This is a genomic window from Colwellia polaris (genome assembly GCF_002104515.1).
Classification (GTDB): Bacteria; Pseudomonadota; Gammaproteobacteria; order Enterobacterales; family Alteromonadaceae; genus Cognaticolwellia; species Cognaticolwellia polaris.
The window spans coordinates 1-22,037 of the sequence record NZ_NBOE01000019.1 but is presented as its reverse complement, the minus strand read 5'-3'; the positions used below and the strand labels follow the sequence as shown (position 1 = coordinate 22,037).

16 protein-coding genes and 1 pseudogene are annotated in these 22,037 nt (G+C 38.1%); 6 read left to right on the top strand and 11 right to left on the bottom strand.

From position 1 onward, the window contains the following. Positions 1-29: 29 nt before the first annotated feature. The 5 genes from ruvB to B6A32_RS18760 all read right to left on the bottom strand — a co-directional run bounded on the left by ruvB (position 30) and on the right by B6A32_RS18760 (position 7,595). Positions 30-1,034: a Holliday junction branch migration DNA helicase RuvB gene (ruvB, locus tag B6A32_RS18780; RefSeq protein ID WP_085306456.1), complete on the bottom strand. Its 1,005-nt coding sequence runs from the start codon at positions 1,032-1,034 to the stop codon at positions 30-32. 100 nt (positions 1,035-1,134) lie between these two features. Further along, positions 1,135-1,752 carry a Holliday junction branch migration protein RuvA gene (gene ruvA / locus B6A32_RS18775; protein ID WP_085306455.1) on the bottom strand — a complete coding sequence of 206 codons (618 nt, stop codon included), beginning with the start codon at positions 1,750-1,752 and terminating at the stop codon, positions 1,135-1,137. A gap of 358 nt (positions 1,753-2,110) precedes the next feature. Continuing rightward, positions 2,111-2,638 (bottom strand): crossover junction endodeoxyribonuclease RuvC, encoded by a 528-nt coding sequence (gene ruvC / locus B6A32_RS18770; RefSeq protein ID WP_085306454.1) that lies wholly within the window; start codon positions 2,636-2,638, stop codon positions 2,111-2,113. 124 nt (positions 2,639-2,762) lie between these two features. Then, positions 2,763-4,547 carry an aspartate--tRNA ligase gene (aspS, locus tag B6A32_RS18765; RefSeq protein ID WP_085306453.1) on the bottom strand — a complete coding sequence of 595 codons (1,785 nt, stop codon included), beginning with the start codon at positions 4,545-4,547 and terminating at the stop codon, positions 2,763-2,765. A gap of 207 nt (positions 4,548-4,754) precedes the next feature. After that, positions 4,755-7,595, bottom strand: a complete 2,841-nt coding sequence (locus B6A32_RS18760; protein ID WP_158088521.1) for a transporter substrate-binding domain-containing protein — start codon at positions 7,593-7,595, stop codon at positions 4,755-4,757. A 158-nt stretch (positions 7,596-7,753) separates the two neighbouring features. Between B6A32_RS18760 and cmoA the strand changes: the two genes are divergently transcribed. From cmoA to B6A32_RS18735, 5 genes are all read left to right on the top strand, one after another. Beyond that, a complete protein-coding gene (cmoA, locus tag B6A32_RS18755; RefSeq protein WP_085306451.1) occupies positions 7,754-8,488 on the top strand; it encodes a carboxy-S-adenosyl-L-methionine synthase CmoA in 735 nt (244 codons plus the stop codon). Positions 8,489-8,492: 4 nt separating this feature from the next. Continuing rightward, a complete protein-coding gene (cmoB, locus tag B6A32_RS18750; RefSeq protein WP_085306450.1) occupies positions 8,493-9,458 on the top strand; it encodes a tRNA 5-methoxyuridine(34)/uridine 5-oxyacetic acid(34) synthase CmoB in 966 nt (321 codons plus the stop codon). 1,109 nt (positions 9,459-10,567) lie between these two features. After that, positions 10,568-11,914, top strand: coding sequence for an anti-phage deoxyguanosine triphosphatase (locus tag B6A32_RS18745; protein WP_085306449.1), 1,347 nt, complete (start codon positions 10,568-10,570; stop codon positions 11,912-11,914). 67 nt (positions 11,915-11,981) lie between these two features. Next, positions 11,982-13,031, top strand: a complete 1,050-nt coding sequence (locus B6A32_RS18740) for a patatin-like phospholipase domain-containing protein (RefSeq protein ID WP_085306467.1) — start codon at positions 11,982-11,984, stop codon at positions 13,029-13,031. Between the two features lie 66 nt (positions 13,032-13,097). Continuing rightward, on the top strand, positions 13,098-13,511 hold the full coding sequence (locus B6A32_RS18735; protein WP_085306448.1) for a bacteriohemerythrin: 414 nt from the start codon (positions 13,098-13,100) through the stop codon (positions 13,509-13,511). Between the two features lie 3 nt (positions 13,512-13,514). Here the strand turns inward: B6A32_RS18735 and B6A32_RS18730 are convergent, their stop codons facing one another. The 6 genes from B6A32_RS18730 to astE all read right to left on the bottom strand — a co-directional run bounded on the left by B6A32_RS18730 (position 13,515) and on the right by astE (position 21,470). Further along, positions 13,515-13,901, bottom strand: coding sequence for a VOC family protein (locus B6A32_RS18730; RefSeq protein WP_085306447.1), 387 nt, complete (start codon positions 13,899-13,901; stop codon positions 13,515-13,517). A 14-nt stretch (positions 13,902-13,915) separates the two neighbouring features. Continuing rightward, complete coding sequence (locus B6A32_RS18725; RefSeq protein WP_085306466.1) at positions 13,916-15,736, bottom strand: protein kinase domain-containing protein; 1,821 nt, start codon at positions 15,734-15,736, stop codon at positions 13,916-13,918. 489 nt (positions 15,737-16,225) lie between these two features. Then, entirely contained in the window at positions 16,226-17,803 is a 1,578-nt protein-coding gene (locus B6A32_RS18720) for a dihydrolipoyllysine-residue acetyltransferase (protein ID WP_085306446.1), read from the bottom strand. 11 nt (positions 17,804-17,814) lie between these two features. Further along, on the bottom strand, positions 17,815-18,792 hold the full coding sequence (locus B6A32_RS18715; protein WP_085306445.1) for an alpha-ketoacid dehydrogenase subunit beta: 978 nt from the start codon (positions 18,790-18,792) through the stop codon (positions 17,815-17,817). Then, positions 18,792-19,976 carry a thiamine pyrophosphate-dependent dehydrogenase E1 component subunit alpha gene (locus tag B6A32_RS18710; protein WP_085306444.1) on the bottom strand — a complete coding sequence of 395 codons (1,185 nt, stop codon included), beginning with the start codon at positions 19,974-19,976 and terminating at the stop codon, positions 18,792-18,794. Before B6A32_RS18710 ends, B6A32_RS18715 begins: the two co-directional genes overlap by 1 nt. A 396-nt stretch (positions 19,977-20,372) precedes the next feature. Further along, positions 20,373-21,470 (bottom strand): succinylglutamate desuccinylase, encoded by a 1,098-nt coding sequence (gene astE / locus B6A32_RS18705; RefSeq protein ID WP_085306465.1) that lies wholly within the window; start codon positions 21,468-21,470, stop codon positions 20,373-20,375. Positions 21,471-21,811: 341 nt separating this feature from the next. On the opposite strand from astE, the pseudogene B6A32_RS18700 reads away from it, so the two are divergent. Continuing rightward, positions 21,812-22,037 (top strand): annotated as a pseudogene (locus tag B6A32_RS18700) (transposase); the annotation flags it as partial.

The window sequence follows — 22,037 nt, the reverse complement described above, 5'->3', positions numbered from 1 at the left end:
ATAAGATCATTCTCTTATTTTATCGTATGTTAGCTTGGAAAATCTAAGCCAAAGTGGAGATAAGCGCGACTCGTAGCAATTCGGCCACGCGGAGTTCGCTGTAAAAAACCTTGTTGAATAAGATAGGGTTCTAGCACATCTTCAATTGTTTCACGTTCTTCACCAATAGCAGCTGCAATGTTATCAAGTCCTACTGGGCCGCCAGAAAACTTATCAATGATTGCTTCAAGTAGTTTTCTGTCCATTAGATCAAAGCCTTCGTTATCAACTTCTAACATATCTAAGGCACTAGCTGCAGTTGCTTTACTCACTACGCCGTTTGTTTTTACATCAGCGTAATCTCTAACTCTGCGCAATAAGCGATTGGCAATTCGCGGTGTACCTCTAGAGCGCCTTGCAACTTCAAACGCACCGGCTTGCGCTATATCTAAATTTAAAAAATGCGCTGAACGCATAACAATTTCTGTTAACTCTTGAGTATTATAAAACTCTAAACGTTGCACTATGCCGAAGCGATCTCGTAGCGGAGAAGTTAATGCACCAGCGCGAGTAGTAGCCCCAATGAGAGTAAACGGAGGTAAATCAAGTTTAATTGAACGCGCGGCAGGCCCTTCACCAATCATAATATCTAATTGATAATCTTCCATTGCAGGATATAAAATTTCTTCTACTACTGGGCTTAATCGATGAATTTCATCGATAAATAGCACGTCATTTTCTTCAAGGTTAGTTAATAACGCAGCGAGATCACCCGCCTTTTCTAACACAGGGCCCGAGGTAGTACGAATACTTACGCCCATTTCGTTAGCCACAATATTAGCTAACGTGGTTTTGCCTAATCCTGGAGGGCCAAAAATTAAAAGATGGTCAAGCGGCTCTTCCCTTTTTAAGGAGGCTGCAATAAAGATTTCCATTTGCGATTTTACATGCTGTTGCCCAGTGTAGTCTGACAACATTTTAGGCCGAATAGCGCGATCAATCGTTTCATCTTCACGGCTAGCTACGGGTTCAATTAATCGATCTGCTTCTATCATGTATTACTCTTTGGAAACGGCGAATGGTTATTAATCGCCATACTTTATAAATTTATTTTAAATTTTAGATGCTTAACTTAACTTTGCTTTTTAATATTACTTATAACATGGCTTTTAAAGCATTGCGGATCAAGTCTTCACTGGTTTTATTAGCTTCAAATACTGACTTAACGGCTTTATCTGCTTGTTGTTGACTATAACCTAAAGAGACCAAAGCGTTAATTGCATCACCTTTATTATCGCTAACAAAAGTATTAGCTTGGTTAACATCGGTTGGCATCATATGAACAAGTGCATCACTACTGTCGGTTTGCCAATCTTTTAATTTATCACGCATCTCAATTAACAAGCGCTCTGCGGTTTTTTTACCAACACCTGGAATTTTAACAATCGTACTTAAATCGTCCTGTATAACACAACTAACAAATTGATCAGCAGACATACCAGATAAAATTGCCAGACCAAGTTTTGGACCAACACCATTAACTTTAATCAATAAACGAAACAGTTTTCGCTCGACTTTATTAGCAAAGCCATAGAGTAACTGAGCATCTTCACGAACAACAAAATGAGTGTATAACGTTGCTTCTTGGTTAACTTCACCTAATGCATAAATACTGGTCATTGGCATAGTAACTTCGTAGCCAATACCATGACATTCTATTAAAATTTCTGGGGCCATTTTTTCTATCAATGTGCCACGTAAACGTCCAATCACAACTTAACCTTTTTACTCGATATTATCTATGTCGCCACCATACCACTAGATATTTATACAGTAAAGTTTCTATAGTTAAATATTTCACACTCAAATGAACTTAGTTAACCTGAACTCTGGATAATGAGTGCTTGATACTCAAGTGAATCAAAAGCTTAGGTAGTAAAGTAAATACTATAGCAAGGTGAACATCACGAATTTACATCATCAATGCTTCATTTTATGCCATTTCCAAGGCAAAGCGTTGATGCATAGCGCGCTATTTATCGACGTTTTAACGCAAATAATGGCTTAAAAGGGAGCATTGAGCAATTGCTGCTTATCCAGAGTTAAGATTAGTAAGCAAAAGCACAATTTGTTAGCGCAAACGGCCTCTAACGGTTTTACTCGCTTGGCCTGAGAGCTTGCCTATTGAGTCATAACTATGTGCGTGGCATAGCGCCACAGCTAAAGCGTCTGCAGCATCAGCTTGCGGAGTACCGGGTAATTTTAAAATAGTTTTTACCATGTGCTGCACCTGAGATTTATCTGCGGCGCCCGTACCAACAACCGATTGCTTTATCTGCCTCGCAGAGTATTCCGCAACGGTTAAGCCGGTATTTGTCGCAGCGACAATTGCCGCGCCTCTAGCTTGCCCTAGCTTTAAAGCGCCACCTGGATTCACGCCCATAAATACTTGCTCTATGGCAAACATATCAGGTTGAAATTGCACTATTAGCTCACTTACTCCTGCAAATATAGTTTGTAAGCGCATACTTAAATCATCGCCTGCAGTAATTGCCTTAATGCAGCCACTACCTAAATAAGTAAAGTTTCGTCCTGATTGCTTAATAACGCCATAACCGGTTATGCGCGATCCTGGATCAATGCCTAAAATTATGCTCACTTAACTACCTTTACTATTAATTTAAGTACTGCTGAAAAAAAACGCACGGATAAAGTCAAAGCCTTTATGCGTGCGTTTAATAATTTAACACTCACCATGAGTTGGTGTTACAAGTGATAAAAAATTATTCAGCTTTTTCGTCAGTATCAGATTCTTTTTCTAAACAAGCAATACCTAATTCTTTAAGCTGTGCAGGGTTTGCATGGCCTGGAGCATTAGTTAATGGACATGCTGCTGTTGTTGTTTTCGGGAATGCCATAACATCACGAATTGAACTAGCGCCAGTCATCAACATAACTAATCGGTCTAAACCAAATGCTAAACCTGCATGTGGTGGAGCACCATATTGTAATGCTTCAAGCAAGAAGCCGAATTTTTCTTGTGCTTCTTCATCGCTAATACCTAAAATTCTAAATACAGCTGCTTGCATGTCTTGATTATGAATACGAACAGAACCACCACCTAATTCACAGCCATTTAGTACCATATCGTAAGCATCAGACAAAGCGCCAACTGGGTTTGCTTCTAGTTCGGTAGCCGTTAAGTTTGTTGGGGCAGTAAACGGGTGATGAATAGCATGCATATGTCCATCAACTTCTTCAAACATAGGGAAGTCAACAACCCATAATGGTTTCCATTCACCTTGCAATAACTCAAGATCTTCACCAATTTTAAGACGAAGCGCACCTAATGATTCAGTGACTACATTATAAGTATCTGAGCCAAAGAAAATAATATCGCCTGTTTTAGCGTTAGTACGCGCTAGTAAAGTTTTAACCGCATCTTCAGTTAAGAATTTTAAAATAGGTGACTGTAAACCTTCAAGGCCAGCGTTAATATCATTCACTTTTAACCATGGCATGCCTTTCGCACCGTAAATTCCAACAAATTTAGTTAATTCGTCAATACCTTTACGAGAGAATTTAGCTGCACCGCCTGGTACACAAATCACGGCAACACGGCCTTTTTCGTCGTTAGCAGGGCCAGAGAATACTTTAAACTCAACATCTTTTAAAATATCGGCAACGTCAACGATTTCAAGTGGATTACGTAAATCAGGTTTATCAGAGCCAAAACGTGTCATTGCCTCTGAATATGGCATACGTGGAAACTCACCAAGATCTACGTTAAGAAGTTCTTGGAATAAGCTGCGGATCATTGTTTCAGTAACTTCCATTACCTGATCTGAACTCATAAAAGATGTTTCAATATCAATTTGAGTAAATTCTGGCTGGCGATCAGCACGTAAATCTTCATCACGGAAACATTTTACGATTTGGTAGTAACGCTCCATGCCTGACATCATCAACAATTGTTTAAATAATTGTGGTGATTGCGGTAATGCAAAGAATTGACCTTTATGTGTACGACTTGGCACTAAATAATCGCGCGCACCTTCAGGCGTTGCGGCGGTTAAAATAGGTGTTTCGATATCTAAAAAACCTTGAGACTCTAATGATGAACGTACCGCTGAGGTAACTTTAGCGCGAAAGCGCATACGCTCAGTCATTTCAGGACGACGTAAGTCAAGGTAACGATATTTTAGACGTTGCTCTTCTGAGTTCTTTTGGTTTGAATCTAGTGGTAACGGCGCAGATTTATTTAAAATAGTTAACTCTAATCCTAATACTTCAATCGCTCCAGTCGCCATATCTTTGTTGACTTGGCCATCTGGACGAGCGCGTACCTTGCCTTTTACTTGCACACAAAATTCATTACGTAGTGTATTAGCTTTTTCTAGCACATCGGGGAAGTCAGGATCGTAAACAACTTGCACAATACCTTCACGGTCTCGTAAATCTAAGAAAATTACCGCACCTAAATCACGACGACGATTAACCCAACCACAAAGAGTGACTTCCTGACCCACATGAGATTCATTAACCTCACCACAATAAAGACTACGCATGTATTTACCTTGAAATTTGAATAATAGCTATAGAATTAATTAATTTTACCGTTACTTAATTCAATAGCAATAAGCTATATAAGACATAATAAGATAATGATGTTGGCATACACCTAAAACTTATTATGATAAAAAATTGCCGACATTATAAAGCAATGCGAGGTAAAGTCACCCGACATTGCGTCAATAGTGTGGTTATATAATGAATTAAATTTTAGTATCGCTGTTACGATTAAAAGCATAATGGTTTTTACCTTCACCTTTAACCTTATACATTAATGAGTCTGCAATTTTTAACAACTCATTATTAGAGTCACCATCTTCTGGGTACATTGCAATACCAATACTACAACCAATGTTTACACTTACATTAGGCAGTTGGATAGGCTGTTGGATTAGTTTTAATACTTTATCTGCGACATAGCCTGCTTCGTTTTGATTATGTAAGCCAGTTAGTAGTAAAACAAATTCATCTCCCCCAAAACGCACCACCGTATCTGACTCACGCACACAACCTTTCAAGCGTGTTGCTACTTCAATGAGTAGCTCATCACCAACATCATGACCATAAGTGTCATTAATATCTTTAAAGCCGTCGAGATCAATAAATAACACAGCCACTAAAAGCTTTTGCCGCTCATGAAAAGTTATTGCTTTATTTAATCTATCTTTTAATAGCACACGGTTAGCAAGGCCGGTGAGATCATCGTGCGTGGCCATGTATTGCATTTTTTCTTCTAATTTTTTTCTATTTTTAATTTCTTTATATAAACGACGGTTCCAAATCATAATGATAACGATAATAATGGTTATAAGTGCACCAATCTGTAAAGCAACGCGCAATACAACACTTTTATCTAAACCTGTTTCTATTTTAATATCGAACCAATCTTCATAGATTTGTTGTCTATCGATATCTGAAAGGCTTGCAACAGCTTTGTTTAAAATGCTGACCAATGTTGGCAATGACTTATTAACCGCTAAATGATTACCATTTTTGTCAACTTCTTCTAGCACAGACATTGATAAGTTAACTAAGCTTTCTCTTTTAAGTAACTCAGTGCCTGAGGATAAGCTATCAATAAAACCATCAACGATACCTTTTTGTATCGCCAATAAACCCTCCTCATTATCATCGACTAATCTCAAGGCAATCAGTGGAAATTTTTTCCTAATAATGGAAATTAAGTAATAGCCTTTAGCAATAGCTAATGTTTTTCCGTTAAAGTCTTCTAACGTTAACTGTTTTCCATGCTCGCGAGGATGAAGAATTACCCAAGGCATACTCCAATATGAATCGGTAAATAATACCTGTTCTTTGCGCTCAGCAGTGGCAACCACACTGCCAATAGCATCAACCTCACCTGCCTGTAAGGCTTGATATAATTCATTAAAACTATCATGAACAACGTACTCTATGTTTATATTTACTCGTTTACTTAATATTTGAAATATATCAGGATTGATACCTTTTACTTCGCCATACTTATCAATAAATTCAACCGGTACCCAATTTTTGGTTACCCCAAACTTAACAGTATTATGCTTTTTTACCCATAAGCTTTCTTCAGGTGTTAATACCAAAGCCGTTAATTCATTATTAAAGAATCCAGAAGACTTATCTAAATGCCATTTTTTTTCTAAAGAAGCTAAGTCTTCTAAAGGTAAGTTTTCAAAACCTTCAATGATTAATTTATTCAATTCAGGGTTCACTTTATTTAACCTGGCACGAACATCACGTTTAAACGTATAATTTTTAAATTTTGAGTAAACTGACTGCAATTTGTATTTAATTAAATAATGTTCAATCATGTCAACTTGGCCTGCTAACACGTCAAGTTCACCACGCTCTGCAGCTGCCAGCATTGCTTGATAATCGTCAAAATAAATAATAGTACTGCGAGTGACTTTATTTTCAATATCAGAATCAAAACTTCCGCTACGAACTACACCAACACTTTTATCGTCAATTTCAGATATATGCAGAACTTTATTAACATTATTAGAGAAAAACAAACCATATTGAACACTATAAATCACAGGCCCAAGCGTGTTAATTGAATGACCCTGCTCTTTGTTAATGCTGGTTATGTGAATATCTGCCATGTTTGTGTTGGTTTGATTAAACTCGGTTGAATCACCCATGACAAATTCAATATCTAAACCACTCGACTTGGCCCACATTTGCCATAGTTCAATAAAAAAACCTTGTGCAATGCCATCACTTGAAGTGTCAGAAAATGGCATTTGGTTATTTGAATACGATAACGTAATCACATCTTCTGTATTTTCAACAATTAACCATTTTGATTTAATGGCTGTTTTTTCTTGCTGAGAAATTTTTTCCATGCCTTGCTGTATAAAGTTAAGCAAGGATTCATTCCCTCTAGCAACAGCGGCACTATAATTTCTATTTTCATAAGAAATCCTTGCAAAAGCAGGATATTGTTGGCTAAGCAATTCAAAATCAGTGTAATTTTTTGATATTTTCTCTACCCCTGCCATTATTAGTATTTCTCCTGCTAACGCAGCTTGATATAAAGCATTACGATCAGAGAAAGACTTTACTGTTAAATTTGGGTATTTCTGTTTAAGCGTAAACTCATGACTTGAACCGTCAAAAACCCCTATGGCGTAGGGGGTAAGTTGCAAAATACTTTTAATGTTTGCAATAGAGCGGTGTAGAAAAAGGTGGCTATTTTGTCGAAAAAAGGCCTCACTAAGGTCAAGTTGACTTTCTACTTCAGCGTTCTGAAATAAACCAGCATAAATATCTACTTCACCCGATTGCGTTTGCTGAATAGCTTTTTGAGAACTCAAAGGAACAAACTCTACTGCAACCGCTTGCTTTTTTGCCCATAACTGCCAAAGCTCAACCAACATACCATCAGCTTCGCCACTCTCATTAATAAAATGATAAGGATCAGAGGCATGATTAATCGCAATACGATAAGACTTTTTGGTATCTTGTGCGCTTGCAGTAAAAGCGGCCATTAAAGTTACTAATGCAATACAGGTGATAAGGTGCGTTAAATATTTTTGAACCAAGTTAAACTCTCATTTTATTTTGAATTTTTACGACTCATTAGCTGCCAGTAAATAGCTAATTACCCACAATGTAAAAACATAAAAAGACATTACCTTGTTTATCGTAGAATATATCAGGTAAAATACACGCTTTATAACGTTAGTATAGCCTTATTATCATGCAAGCATCCGATACCGATTTAATCTTCTCTAATAAAAAAAGTAAAATTAAAGACTTTGCATTCGACGCACAAGTGGTTGAAGTTTTTCCGGATATGATCAGTCGTTCGGTGCCGGGTTATAATACTATTATCGACACTATAGGCCGACTCAGTCAACAGTATGTCACCGATAACAGCCAAGTTTATGACCTTGGTTGCTCACTAGGCGCTGCAACGATTGCTATGCGTAAAGGTATAACCGCAAAAAACTGTAACATCATAGGTATTGATAGCTCAAGTGCTATGGTTGAGCGTTGTAAAATGCATGTAAGTGCTTTTAAAGGTGAAACACCAGTAGAAATAATAGAAGAGAATATTCTCAATATTGAAATTAACAATGCTTCTATGGTGGTGCTCAATTTCACCCTACAATTTATTGCCCCTGAGCAACGTCAATTATTGCTAAATAAAATAGCAAAAGGTTTAAACCCCGGTGGCTTGCTACTATTGTCTGAAAAAATTGCCCATCCTGATCAGGTTTGCAACGAATTACTCATAGACTTACACCACGACTTTAAACGTGCAAACGGTTACAGCGAGCTAGAAATTGCCCAAAAACGTACCGCACTCGAAAATGTTATGTTAACAGATAACTTAGATACTCACTTAAATCGTTTGAAACTTGCTGGCTTCAATCATAATGCTCCCTGGTTTCAATGCTTTAATTTCTTTTCTTTAATCGCGATAAAATAAGCCGATGATTTCATTTAATAATTTCTATCAAAAAATTGCCAGTAATCGTTTAAGCCATTGGCTTAATACCTTGCCAGCACAACTTACTCAGTGGCGCGAACAACATTTACATGGTGAGTTTGCACAATGGCAAAAAACTATTGCCGCGTTACCTAAAACATCACCTTCTTCAATTGATATTAGCACTACAGTTAGTGCCGGTGAACGGTCAGATATAAATGACGGACAATATAAGCGTTTAGAAAATTTACTGAAAAAATTTAAACCTTGGCGCAAAGGTCCTTATCATATTCATGGCTTACATATTGATACCGAGTGGCGCTCAGACTTTAAATGGGATCGACTTGCTCCACATATAAGTGATTTACGTAATCGTTATGTTTTAGATATTGGATGCGGAAGTGGTTACCATCTGTGGCGTATGCGAGGTGCAGGTGCCGAATTTGTGGTTGGTATTGACCCAACACAACTGTTTTTATCACAATTTCAAGCCATACAGCACTTTGTGCAAGACGATAACGTTAACCTACTCCCCTTAGGCGTTGAGCAATTACCAGAGCTTAATGCTTTCGATACCGTATTTGCTATGGGGGTTTTATATCACCGTCGCTCGCCTATTGACTTTATTTACCAACTTAAAGCGCAATTAGTTAAAGGTGGTGAATTGGTGTTAGAAACACTCGTGGTTGATGGTGATGAAAATACCGTATTAGTGCCTGGTGAACGCTATGCAAAAATGCGTAATGTTTGGTTTTTACCCAGTTGTGACGCTATGTGCGCGTGGCTTGAACGTTGTGGTTTTAGTAACATACGTGTGGTAAACACCGATATAACGGCGCTCGACGAGCAACGTAAAACCGATTGGATAGATACCGAGTCATTACAAGATTTTCTTGATCCTAATGATAATAGTAAAACTATTGAAGGCTACCCTGCACCAAAACGGGCGATATTTATTGCTAATAAATAGAGGGCACCGAGAAGTTCATGACATAATAAGGTAAGAACTTACCTAGTGTTGGATTTTTTAATACCCCTCCTGATTTTCTCATTCTTGTCTCCCTGTAGCATCTAGATAAATTATTCACAGGGAGAGATGAATGAGGACTGAATGAGTTAAAACCAAGGGAATATGAGCTACATATTTTACCACCGAGGCACCGAGGGACTTCGTCCTGCGCCGAGAAGTGCATGACCTTATATTGTAAGAGCTTGCCTAGTGTTAGATTTATTTAATTTTTACTCCTGATTTTCTCATTCTTGTCTCCCTGTAATATTTAGAAAAATCATTCACAGGGAGAAATGAATGAGGACTGAATGAGGTAAAACCAAGGGAATATTGAGCTACATATTTTACCACCGAGGTACCGAGGAACTTCGTCCTGCACCGAGAAGTTCATGACTTAATAAGGTAAGAACTTACCTAGTGTTGGATTTTTTAATCCCCCTCCTGCTCTTCTCATTCTTGTCTCCCTGTAGCATCTAGATAAATTATTCACAGGGATAAATGAATGAGGACTGAATGAGGTAAAACCAAGGGAATATTGAGCTACATATTTTACCACCGAGGTACCGAGGAACTTCGTCCTGCACCGAGAAGTTCATGACTTAATAAGGTAAGAACTTACCTAGTGTTGGATTTTTTAATCCCCCTCCTGCTCTTCTCATTCTTGTCTCCCTGTAGCATCTAGATAAATTATTCACAGTGAGAAATGAATGAGGACTGAATGAGGTAAAACCAAGGGAATATTGAGCTACATATTTTACCACCGAGGCACCGAGGGACTTCGTCCTACACCGAGAAGAGCATGACCTTATATTGTAAGAGCTTGCCTAGTGTTAAATTTATTGTTTATTGTTTACTCCTGATTTTCTCATTCTTGTCTCCCTGTAATATTTAAAAAATCATTAACAATAAGAAATGTTTGACGGCTAAATGAAGTGAAATATTAGCAGTTGAGCTCAAAGTATTTTCTTTCACTAAGCACTGATTAACTTAATGTATTTTTTATTACCTTCCTCTAAAGAATAATATACTATTTGTATCATACGGTTAATTGGCATTGAAATAGAGGTATCATGGAAAATCCTTGGCTAGAAAGACGGTTAGAACGAGTAGCAAAAAGACATCAAGACCACCGTAGCCCATTTCAACGTGACCGAGCACGTATTCTTCACTCTGCTGCATTTCGTCGTTTGCAATCAAAAACACAAGTTATGGGCAGCGGTCAAAGCGATTTTCATCGTACAAGATTAACTCACTCTTTAGAAGCAGCCCAAATTGGCAGTGGTATTATCGCGCAAATACGCAGTAAGTATCCTGAGCAAAGTGCCGCTATCTTACCAAGCGACGACAGCTTAATTGAGTCTTTATGTTTAGCACATGATATTGGACATCCCCCTTTTGGTCATGGTGGTGAAGTAGCCTTACATTATATGATGCGAGACCACGGTGGCTTTGAAGGCAATGGCCAAACTTTTCGCATTGTTGCTCATTTAGAACCATTTAGTGAGCATTTTGGTATGAATTTAACGCGCCGTACTTTACTGGGTTTAATAAAGTACCCACAAATAATGGGTAAGTTACAGCAAGCTAGCTCTGCAAAGTTACCTGATTCTTTTCGACAACTCAAAGCTGATAAATGGCACCCACCAAAAGGTTTATATCTTGACGATATGGACATGATCAATTGGGTATTATCACCGTTAAGTCAGCAAGATAAGGCACTGTTTCAACAGTTTAAAACGAAAGACAATCATCATAGTAAAACAATTTATAAGTCTATTGATTGTTCTATGATGGAGTTAGCTGATGATATTGCCTATGGTATACATGACTTAGAAGACGCCATTGTTACCGGTGTTGTTAACCAACAAGACTTTAACCAACATGTTATTCAAAAACTCCTCAAAGTTGACGATACTTGGTTACAAGACTACAGCAAAACACTAGCGGATAACCTTTTTAGTAACCAACGTTATATACAAAAAGAAGCTATTGGTGGCTTAGTAAACTATTTAATAACCGCCATTGAGTTAGTTGATATTAATAAAACCAAAAACGTTAATTTTGAAGAGCCACTTTTACGCTTCAATGCGGTTCACCCCATTATTGCTGCGCAAACATTGCAAATTTTCAAAGACTTTGTTTATCAATTTGTGATTAAGCAAACGTCAATTCAGCAATTAGAATATCGCGGCCAACAAATAGTCATGGAGCTATTTGAAGCACTTGCTTCTGATCCTGAGCGTTTATTACCTAAAAGCACAGTAAAAAGATGGCAACAAGCACAAGAGAACAATCAGAATCAACATCGCGTTATTGCTGACTATGTTGCGGGCATGACCGACGAATATGCGACCAGACTTTATCAAACCTTATTTTTACCCATTGGACAAACCGGTTTTGGTAAGCACGACTATTAAATTATAAACATTATGCCTGTGCATACATTATTTCAATAAATAGAGACGTTATCTAACTATGGCTAAAATGCTAGATATATATTGTGGCAGCAATGCCTTAAAAACAATTAAAGAACATGGTATTAAACAAGAACTTTTTAGCACTATGCTAGGCGCCAGTGGCGGACCAAAATGGTTTAGTTTATTTGGTTTAGACAAATACCTTTTTGGCGAATTTTTTAAAGATCGGAGTACTGAATTAAACTTAGTTGGCTCTTCAGCAGGTGCTTTTCGATTTGCAGCCCTAAGCCAAAAAGATCCAGTAAGCGCTATTACACGTTTAGCAACGTTATACGCCGAAACAACTTATTCTGTTAAAGCTAATAAAAATGAAATTACCGCAAAGGCTAGAACATTACTGCAAGGTGTTTTAGGCCATAATGGCAGCAATGAAATTATTAACAACCCAATTTTTAAGGCTCATTTTATTGTTGCAAAGTGTCGGGGTTTAACCACATTAGAGCAAAAAATCCCATTACTTTTAGGCTTAGTTTCAAGTATGGCAATGAATCAAGTTAATCGAGGTTTGTTAGCTAGACAATATCAACGTTTTATTTATCATCACCCGACAAGCCAACTAACCATTAGCGATAACTTTAAATTTAACACTCAACACAGAGCATTAAATAATGACAACCTGATCGATAGCTTACTTGCTTCTGGCTCGATACCTGTGGTGATGGAAGGTATTAAAGATATTATTGGCTCACCAAAAGGTATGTACCGTGATGGTGGAATTATTGATTATCATTTTGATGTTGATATAAAGCCGGCTTCTGGCTTAACACTTTACCCGCACTTTTCGCCAACGCCTAAAGCGGGTTGGTTTGACAAAAATTTAGCCCGTAAAGTGAATAGTCAATATTACGCAAATACGGTCATGCTAGTTCCTTCGCCAGAGTTTATTGCCCGTTTACCTTTTTCAAAAATACCTGATCGCAATGATTTTACAAACTTAGATGCTCAATCAAGATTAAAGTATTGGCGAACCGTTTTAGCTGAATCAGAATGTTTAGCCGATGAATTTTCAAAAATATTAGTATCACCGGATATCAACGCCATTAAACTTATCGATTAAAATAATTGGCAAAATGTCAGTCATTGAGCGATAACTAATTATGACCTCAAATAAATCAGGGATGATATGACAAAAAGCAATTTAATCGTTTGGGATGAAGCTCGTTTTGAAGTAGGCATTGAGGACATTGATAACCAACATCGAAAACTCGTAGGTTATGTCAATAACTTATCCCTCGCGGTAAATAGTCATTTAGAGGAAAGTCATCTTTCAGCTTTATTTATGGAGCTTTATAATTACATAAAGCTTCATTTTAAAACCGAAGAAATTTATTTTTGTACACTCAATAGTGACGATTGTTTATTGCACGAGCTACAACATAAACATTTCATTGAAGAGCTAGATAGAATAATCGCTTTGAATGAATTCAAAAAAAATGCACGCGAAGTGTTATTCTCTCTTACCGACTGGCTTGTTCATCATATTCAAGTTGAAGACAAAAAATTTATCACACAAAATCAACATCAAAGCCTTATATAGCACTTAATCTGATATAATTTTTTGATAAATTGCACAGGCCGCACCTGCGGGATCTTTTATCACCGCGTATTTGTCACTACCCATTGATTTTATTTCAGTTACCACACTACCACCTTTAGCTTTTACAGCTTTAATAGACGCCTCAATATCAGCGACTAAAAAGTAAGGTAACCATGTAGGCGGCAAATCTTTATTTACACCTTGTGCATGGCAAACGCCAGCTACAGCTTCACTATTAATTGGCTCAAGCATGGCATAATCATCATATTCTCCCATGGAAATATTTTCGCTTTTCCAGCCAATAACATCTTCATAAAATGACTTTACCTCTGTTGCATTAGTTACCGACAAATCAAGCCATGCCATAGTACCTATTTTATTATCAGTCATTATTAATTCTCCATTTATTGTTTTGGGTTTCGTGGATAGAAATGTTCAGGTAAGCAATTTATATGTTCAAAAAATCGTGTGTCTTTATAAGGCAGTTTCATAAAACCAGAAATTCCACTACCGGTAATAGTAGGAAGTAACTGCAAAATTTCAGTTAAACACTGATTAAACTCAGTTTCTTTATCATGGTTTAATAACATTAAGTAACTGTGAATTTTTAAATGTCGAGGCAGCACCTCAAAAATTATACAACCCGTATGATGGATCTGATTTAAGCGAGCTAACACCGCCATAATTTCTTCAGGCAAATAGAGGTATTCGTCTGGATCTACACCATCTTCAAAATAAGAATGTAGCTTTGTTATATCGTCGATAACGGCAACATCACTTACATCATAAGGAATTTTTTGGGTTGAACTGGCTTGAAATGGCTCTTCTTCATTCACTCGTTCAATATGTAACGTTTTGCGAGCATTGAACAGACAACTTTTAAAAACCCCAACTCTAAATATACCTTGAGCTAGCCGTATCATATTATTCACAGCACTTTGAAAAGAGGTTTTTAAGCTCGGATCAAAAAGCGATAAGTTTGAGTCAATATGTACACCATTTTTTTCCCAACGTACCGCTAAGCCACCAACTACAGGAAAGTTAGCTAAGCGGCTTACCGCAGCAATAAATGCTTTTTCAGTATCGCCCATCCCCATAAGGTAATTTTTATAATACTTTTCTAATTGTACATCGTCTATTTCATTTAATTCGTCTAAATCTGAAGACTCACGTAAAAATGATTTTCGAGAGCCATAAACCACAGTATCCATATCTTTTTGGTAAGTCTTACACCAAACCGGCACCAAAGGTTTAATTACCACAGGCAGAGGCGGCTCGGCCATTACTGTATTTTTCAGTAGTGATAAATGTTTAAAGAAATAATCACCTGCTTTATTACGGGTTCGCCTATCTTTACTAAGCATGCCGGTCAATATTTCAGCCAATAACTTAGGTAAACCTAATGACAAAGGGGTTATTACCGCACTACCATAGCGACATGACTGACCCGAGGCTAACGCATATATAGTCGCTGCAAACCCTTGTTCATCAAAACGAGGTGACGACATTTCACCGCTAATTTGCTCATCACCAATAAAGTAAACATCACCTAAGCGTGCATTGCTGTTTTGTAGATCACTGCTCATTAAATCCATAATGTTATTTGCAGTAGATTGGCCGCGAATATCAAGCTGTGCTGGTACGGCAGATCCCCAATCAACTAAATATACTTTTTCAGTTATCGGGTCAAAAACTACATTTGAAGGCTTGATATCTCCATGAACATAAGGCCGACCTAAATCATGCTGACGAATATCGCGTAAATACATTAAAATTTCAGCTAGCTGTATAGCAATTTTAACCACAAGTTCACTCGCTAAAGGGCCTTGTCGATATGAGAGTTGCTCTAAATCTATACCTGGAGCTCGTTCCATATGAACAATGGATTGCCGCTTAATTTTATAATAACCAATGATTTTGGGGATGCGTTCATGAGAAAGCTGTCGTTGAATTTCGGCTTCTTCGGCTAATCGGTCTTGAACATGTTGTGGTAAGTTAATGCGAGAAAACTTAAATACTTGTGACTGCCCTTGCTCGTCTTCACCGCCAAAAACAAAGCCATAAGCGCCTTTACCTATCAAAGCTATATTTTGATACCCTAGCAAAGTTAATTGTTGGCGACATAACTCAACCCATTGCTTTAATTTGGTTGCGTCTTCATGATTTAATAGATAAATCGATTGATCTTCAGCAATATAAAAATGCTGTAGTTTTTTTTCCGCCACTAAACGTCCTTCACTGCTGAAAATATGGGTTAGATCCAATAGAGATATTGCACCTATATTAAGGTTTATCTTAGCTTATTTAAAAAGTGCGATAAAGTTTACACTGTTATCTGCCGCTTATTTCCTGCTTATTATCAGGCAGTAATCACTATGTCACAACTTTGTCATAAAACTGCCACATAAGCTTGCTAATCTTTTATTGTTAGCAAATGTTCCCTCGTTGCTTTTGTTAGCTAATTTAGCGTAGTACTTTGCCCTAATTCAGTTATATTCAATTGAATTAGGTTTTTTTATTATCTGAAATGCATAATATATTTTAACACTTTGCCTGCTTGCTTATGTTAAGTAACCTGAAATCTGATAAACAGCACTTGTTCAATGCTCCCTTTCAACTCATTATCAAGTGTTCAGGTTAATAAGTATTTAAACAACTAGACATAAAAAAGCCTGCATATTGCAGGCTTTAAAATTTAATTGCGTGAGCAAAGCTTACGCCATATGTACTAGCATATTACTTGGCTCTTCAAGGAAAGACTTCCACAAGTTACAAAAACGAGCAATGGTACCGCCGTCTATTGTACGATGATCGCCAGACCAACTTACTTGCATTATTGAACGAGCTTCAACTTCGCCTTTATCATTAAAGCGTGGTAATTTTTGTAACTTACCTAAAGCAACAATGGCAGACTCAGGCTTATTAATAATAGGTGTTGCCACCGTACCGCCAATAGCACCGATATTTGAAATAGTAATAGTACCGCCTTTTAAATCAGCAGCTGGCACTCTACCTGATCGTGCATCATTGGTTAAGCGAGTAATGTCAGCGGCTAAATCTAAAATAGACTTTGTTTGAACCTGTTTAACATTAGGGACTAACAAACCTACTTTTGAGTCAACAGCCATACCAATATTATGATCATCAAAATATGTTAATTCCGTGCAATCCTCGTTGACTTGCGTATTCACTAGCGGGAACTGTTTCAGGGCTAACGACATAGCTTTCATGAAAAATGGCATCATGGTTAATTTGATATCTTGCTTGGCGTAAACTTCTTTTAATTCACCACGCAATTTGATCAAATTAGTCATATCGATTTCTTCACAGTAGGTAAAGTGAGGAATAGTTGATACAGAATTAACCATAGCTTTAGCCATTACCGCTTTTATACCGCGAATAGGCTCAACACGCATACCACCAACAATACTGGCAGCTGCTGGTGCAACAGCAACATCAGATACTGCAGGAGCCTGGTTAAACGCTAAAACATCATCTTTATATACTCGACCTTTTTTACCACTGCCGGGTACATGATGAATATTTACATTTAACTCACGAGCAACACGACGAACTGCTGGGCTAGCTATCGCTTTCTCATTAACAACTTTTGTTGCTGTGGCTTGCTCTTTTGCAACTGTGGCTTTAGGTGGAGCGTTTACAGGTGCAGCTTTTGGTGCTTCAACAGTCGCCACTGCAACTTCAGGAACCGCAGCTTGGCTATTTCCAGCAATTTCAATCGCAAACAATGGTGCGTGTACTTTAGCAATTTCACCTTTAGCATAATAAAGCTTAACCACTTTACCTTTATGCATAGCCGGAATTTGTACTAAGGCTTTATCGGTCATAACGTCAGCTATAGGTTGATCTTCTTCAATCAAATCACCTTCAGCGACTAGCCATTCAACCAACTCACACTCCACAATACCTTCACCAATGTCAGGTAAAATAAAGTCTTCAACTTGTGTGCCTGAAACAGCTGCAGGTGCAGCAGGGATTTCAGCAACAGCTTCTGCAACTATTGGCTGTTCAGTATTGGGTGTTTCTGCGCTACCTTCTGGTGTCATAGCAAATAAAGGTTGGTGAACTTTCGCTATTTCACCTTTGGCGTAATAAAGTTTATCAACTACACCTGAGTGCATTGCAGGAATTTGAACCAAGGCTTTGTCGGTCATCACGTCAGCCACTGGCTGATCTTCTACAATAACATCGCCTTCTGCTACTAGCCATTCAACCAGTTCACATTCAACGATACCTTCGCCAATATCTGGCAGTATAAAATCAATGCTCATGCTAATAAATCCTAGTAAGTCATACTGTTTTTAATTGCTTCATAGATCTTTAAATGATCAGCAGCATATTCTTTTTCAAGCGCTAGTGGATAAGGTGTATCCATGCCACATACTCGGGCAATTGGCGCTTCTAAGTGCAAGAAACATTCTTGTTGAATAGTCGCCGCAATTTCACTAGCAAAACCAGCGGTTAATGGCGCTTCTTGACTAACTACAAAACGACCTGTTTTAGTAACAGAGTTCGCTACGGTTTCAATGTCCCATGGCAAAATAGTACGTAAATCGATAATTTCACATGAGATACCGTCAGCAGCAGCTAAAGCAGCAGCTTTTTCAACGATTTCAACTTGTGCACCCCAAGCTAATAGAGTGATATCAGACCCTTGTTGCACAACGTCTGCTTTACCTAATGGTAATTCGTAATCTTCTTCTGGTACTTCGCCAACCGAAGCACGGTATAAACGTTTTGGCTCAAAAAATATTACGGGATTATCGTCGCGAATAGACGCTAACAACAAACCTTTTGCTTGGTATGGGTTACGAGGTACAACAACTTTTAAACCCGGCGTATGAGCAAAGTAAGCTTCTGGTGATTGGCTATGATATAAACCACCGGCAATACCTCCGCCGTATGGCGTACGAATCGTTAATTTACCCACATTAAATTCATTACCACTACGGTAACGAAATTTAGCTGACTCATTCACAATTTGATCAAAGGCTGGGAAAATATAATCAGCAAATTGAATTTCAGCAATCGCTGTACTGCCCTGCGCCGCCAAACCATTAGCAAAACCAATAACACCTTGTTCAACTAAAGGCGTATTAAAACAACGGCTTTTACCATATTTTTCTTGTAAACCACTCGTTGCACGAAAAACGCCACCAAAGTGACCAACATCTTCACCAAAACAAACCGCACGATCATCTTCTGCCATCACGGTATCAAGCGCGCCATTAATCGCTTGTAATAAATTCATTTGCGCCATTACTTAATTCTCCCTGCAGTAAACGGGTAAGCTTTAGGGTGTTTTTTAATATGAGCGGTAAGCTCATCAAATTGACTTTGTAACAAAGGAGGTACTTTGTCATAAACATCGGAAATTAAATCTTCTACTGGTGGTTTATCAACTTTTTCAGCCACTTTAACCGCTGCTAAAACTTCATCACGTAGTTTTTCAAATAACGCTGTTTCTTGTGCTTCATCCCACCAACCTTGAGCTAGCATCCAGTTCTTCATGCGAAGAATAGGGTCATGCTCTTGCCATTTGGCTTCTTCTTCACGCGTTCTATAACCTGAAGGATCATCAGAAGTTGAATGAGCGCCTAAACGATAAGACATAGCTTCAATTAATACTGGCTTGCCTTCTTTTATGGCATATTCACGAGCCAATTGCACCGCAGAAATAACCGCTAAAATATCATTGCCATCGATACGTAAAGTTTTCATACCGTAACCAACACCGCGTGAAGCAATACCATTACCTACGTATTGTTCATCTGAAGGAGTTGAAATGGCATAACCGTTATTACGACAGAAGAAAATAACCGGTGCTTGATGCACAGCAGCCATGTTTAAACCGGCATGAAAGTCACCTTCAGAGGCTGCGCCCTCACCAAAATAACAAATGGTTACTGCGTCTAAACCTTGCAGCTTTTGACCATAAGCATAACCTGCCGCTTGTGGAATTTGCGTGCCTAAAGGCGACGATATCGTCATGTAGTTCAAAGCATTACTACCGTAATGAATTGGCATTTGACGACCTTTACCTAAATCTTTTTCATTACTGAACATTTGGTTCATAAAGTTTTCAAGGCTAAAACCTCGAAACATTAATGCGCCTTGCTCACGATACTGCGCCATGATCATATCTTGATCTTTAAGGCCAGCAGCACCACCAACACTAGCAGCTTCTTCGCCGAGTGCAGCCATATAAAAACTGATTCGACCTTGGCGTTGTGCCGCTACCATACGTTCATCAAGTACACGATGAAAAGCGAGAGTTTTATAGGTTTTGGTAGCAAGCTCTTGATCAATATTTGGCATAGCAGCATTTTCGTAAATGCTACCGTCTTGTTTCAATATCTTAAGGATTGGTATTTCAACTGAATGACCGTCAATAAAAGCGGGTTCATGTACGACCGGGCTTTCGCTATATATGTCAGTGTTCATAGCCTTCTCTTTTTTTAGTAACCTTGGATACAAGGTGACATGCATACGCAATAATTGTTAACTACTGAAAGTATAGAAGCTTTCAGTACAAGATGAATATTTATGTCGTTGTTATGAATTGTTGGTTGTAATAATCGCATGCACTTTACCTTTACGTAAACTGAAAAACAAGTTTAGTGATCAATGTTGGTGCTTTTATTTAGTGCACAACGAGCATATTTGTTTACAGCTGCATACCCCGCAACACAGCAGACCAGTTGCGTAGTTATGCAATAAATTAATGTAGCGCTTAACGTGATTAATACCCACCAACAAACAACCTGCGCTATATTAATACTTTACGCGCAGGTGCCGTGTTTTATTGCAATTTATGTCGCTGTAGAAAGGTTAGTAATACTAATCTAAAACTGTTGGAGTTACGGTTAACATTGCACGCTGACCAATAGCAACATTAGCATTAGGAAAAATAATAGCTTCACCATCTTGTTGGGTTTTTACTTCCACATCACCGTCAATTGCTAACACGTGACCTTTTGCAAAGTCTGTAAAGTTTTCAACATCGTCGGAAAAAGTTAATGAAAAGTTTTCATGATGGCGATCAATAACTTGTGATATTTCATATAGATTGAAGTCGCTCGCTTGATAAGGCGTTAATTCAAGTTCTTGGCCTGAAACAAACTTTGTTAAAGTTTCTCTAACTTGTACGAATTGGCTCATATCATTTTCACCGAATGGGCGAACTTTACCAAGCTCAACAGTAAAAGCATCGGCACCAAACTCATTCGACGAAAAATAGCTAAAGGTTGTGGTTGGCGAATGCGACAATAACACCGTGCTAACACCACAAGCATTTAGAAACGCTAATTGGCTTTTTTTACGTGGTGCGCCGTGTAAAAAAGGATACACCGCAAACTTATCGCATTTAGAGCCACGTATTGCGGTATGTAAGTCGTAATGACTGCGTTGGCGCTCTTTACCACTTGCAGCAACTAACTTACTTCCTGCTTCAAAGAAATCTCGCACAGTGTTTTCTAATAACAAAGCACGGTGACGCTCTTTATTGATTAAACCAGCGCCTTGGCCTTGATCTTGAGAATGTCCGCCTGAAAATAAACGATTCATATTTTCTTCAACAAAACGCTCAGCAATATTCATTGATGCCGGGTTACCAAAAATAAATAATACCCGCTCGGCTAAAGCTAATTCGCCGCGGATCAACTGGCCAATAATATCGTTACAAATTTCAATCGGTGCGGTTTCATTACCATGCACCGCACTCGATAAAACAATATCGTGAACGCTAGTGCGGTTAATGGGTTCAAAAGTAATTAATCCCGTTTCTAATACGGTTACTAAACTGTTAGTTTTTGATGCTTGATGTGTTACCTCAAAACTAAAACCGCCACCAGGTAACGACCACTCATTGGCACGCGTCATCGAGAGAAAATCGCCAGTTTTTTGTAACGCTGTAGAAAAAGCAGTTGTTGTATTAATTAAATCGTTCACTAAGTCTCACCTATTAAAATAGTCGAATTTATTTAAGCTCTGCTATTCAATCTCACTAGCAGCTATTATTTATTGGACAGCATTGTACTTGAATTACTTGTAGGAGTCTTTTGATTACCCGTTACTCAACCTTTGCTCAGTGTAAACTATCGAATTAAAATACTCGCTTGTTCAAATAGTCGCCAACTTGTAAATTCTGTCAAAATGCTTAATAACAACAAGCTAAAATGAAAGTTAACGAGCTTCCTTATTAAGCCACCCATAATAACTTGTTCATATTTTCCTGAGTAAACTACACTTAGTTCACAATTTTAAATGTGGTGTTTATTATGCCTAAACCTCGTTCTCAACAAATCAGTTTAACCGATACGCCGAATTATCATATTTGTAGTCGCACCGTTCGCAAGGCCTTTTTATGCGGTGTTGATAAAGAAACCGGCGTTAGTTATGAGCACAGGCGTAGCTGGATTGAAAAGCGTATATTTCAATTAGCTCAGGTGTTTGCCATTGATATTTGTGCTCATGCTGTGATGAATAATCACTTACACCTCGTTC

What these genes read in the sequence shown, in the direction of transcription:
- B6A32_RS18740 (WP_085306467.1), top strand. Translation starts at nt 11,982, where the DNA reads ATGCTAGATATATATTGTGGCAGCAATGCCTTAAAAACAATTAAAGAA.
- B6A32_RS18745 (WP_085306449.1), top strand. Translation starts at nt 10,568, where the DNA reads ATGGAAAATCCTTGGCTAGAAAGACGGTTAGAACGAGTAGCAAAAAGA.
- B6A32_RS18710 (WP_085306444.1), bottom strand. Translation starts at nt 19,976, where the DNA reads ATGAACACTGACATATATAGCGAAAGCCCGGTCGTACATGAACCCGCT.
- B6A32_RS18735 (WP_085306448.1), top strand. Translation starts at nt 13,098, where the DNA reads ATGACAAAAAGCAATTTAATCGTTTGGGATGAAGCTCGTTTTGAAGTA.
- B6A32_RS18715 (WP_085306445.1), bottom strand. Translation starts at nt 18,792, where the DNA reads ATGGCGCAAATGAATTTATTACAAGCGATTAATGGCGCGCTTGATACC.
- cmoB (WP_085306450.1), top strand. Translation starts at nt 8,493, where the DNA reads ATGATTTCATTTAATAATTTCTATCAAAAAATTGCCAGTAATCGTTTA.
- ruvB (WP_085306456.1), bottom strand. Translation starts at nt 1,034, where the DNA reads ATGATAGAAGCAGATCGATTAATTGAACCCGTAGCTAGCCGTGAAGAT.
- aspS (WP_085306453.1), bottom strand. Translation starts at nt 4,547, where the DNA reads ATGCGTAGTCTTTATTGTGGTGAGGTTAATGAATCTCATGTGGGTCAG.
- B6A32_RS18730 (WP_085306447.1), bottom strand. Translation starts at nt 13,901, where the DNA reads ATGACTGATAATAAAATAGGTACTATGGCATGGCTTGATTTGTCGGTA.
- cmoA (WP_085306451.1), top strand. Translation starts at nt 7,754, where the DNA reads ATGCAAGCATCCGATACCGATTTAATCTTCTCTAATAAAAAAAGTAAA.
- B6A32_RS18720 (WP_085306446.1), bottom strand. Translation starts at nt 17,803, where the DNA reads ATGAGCATTGATTTTATACTGCCAGATATTGGCGAAGGTATCGTTGAA.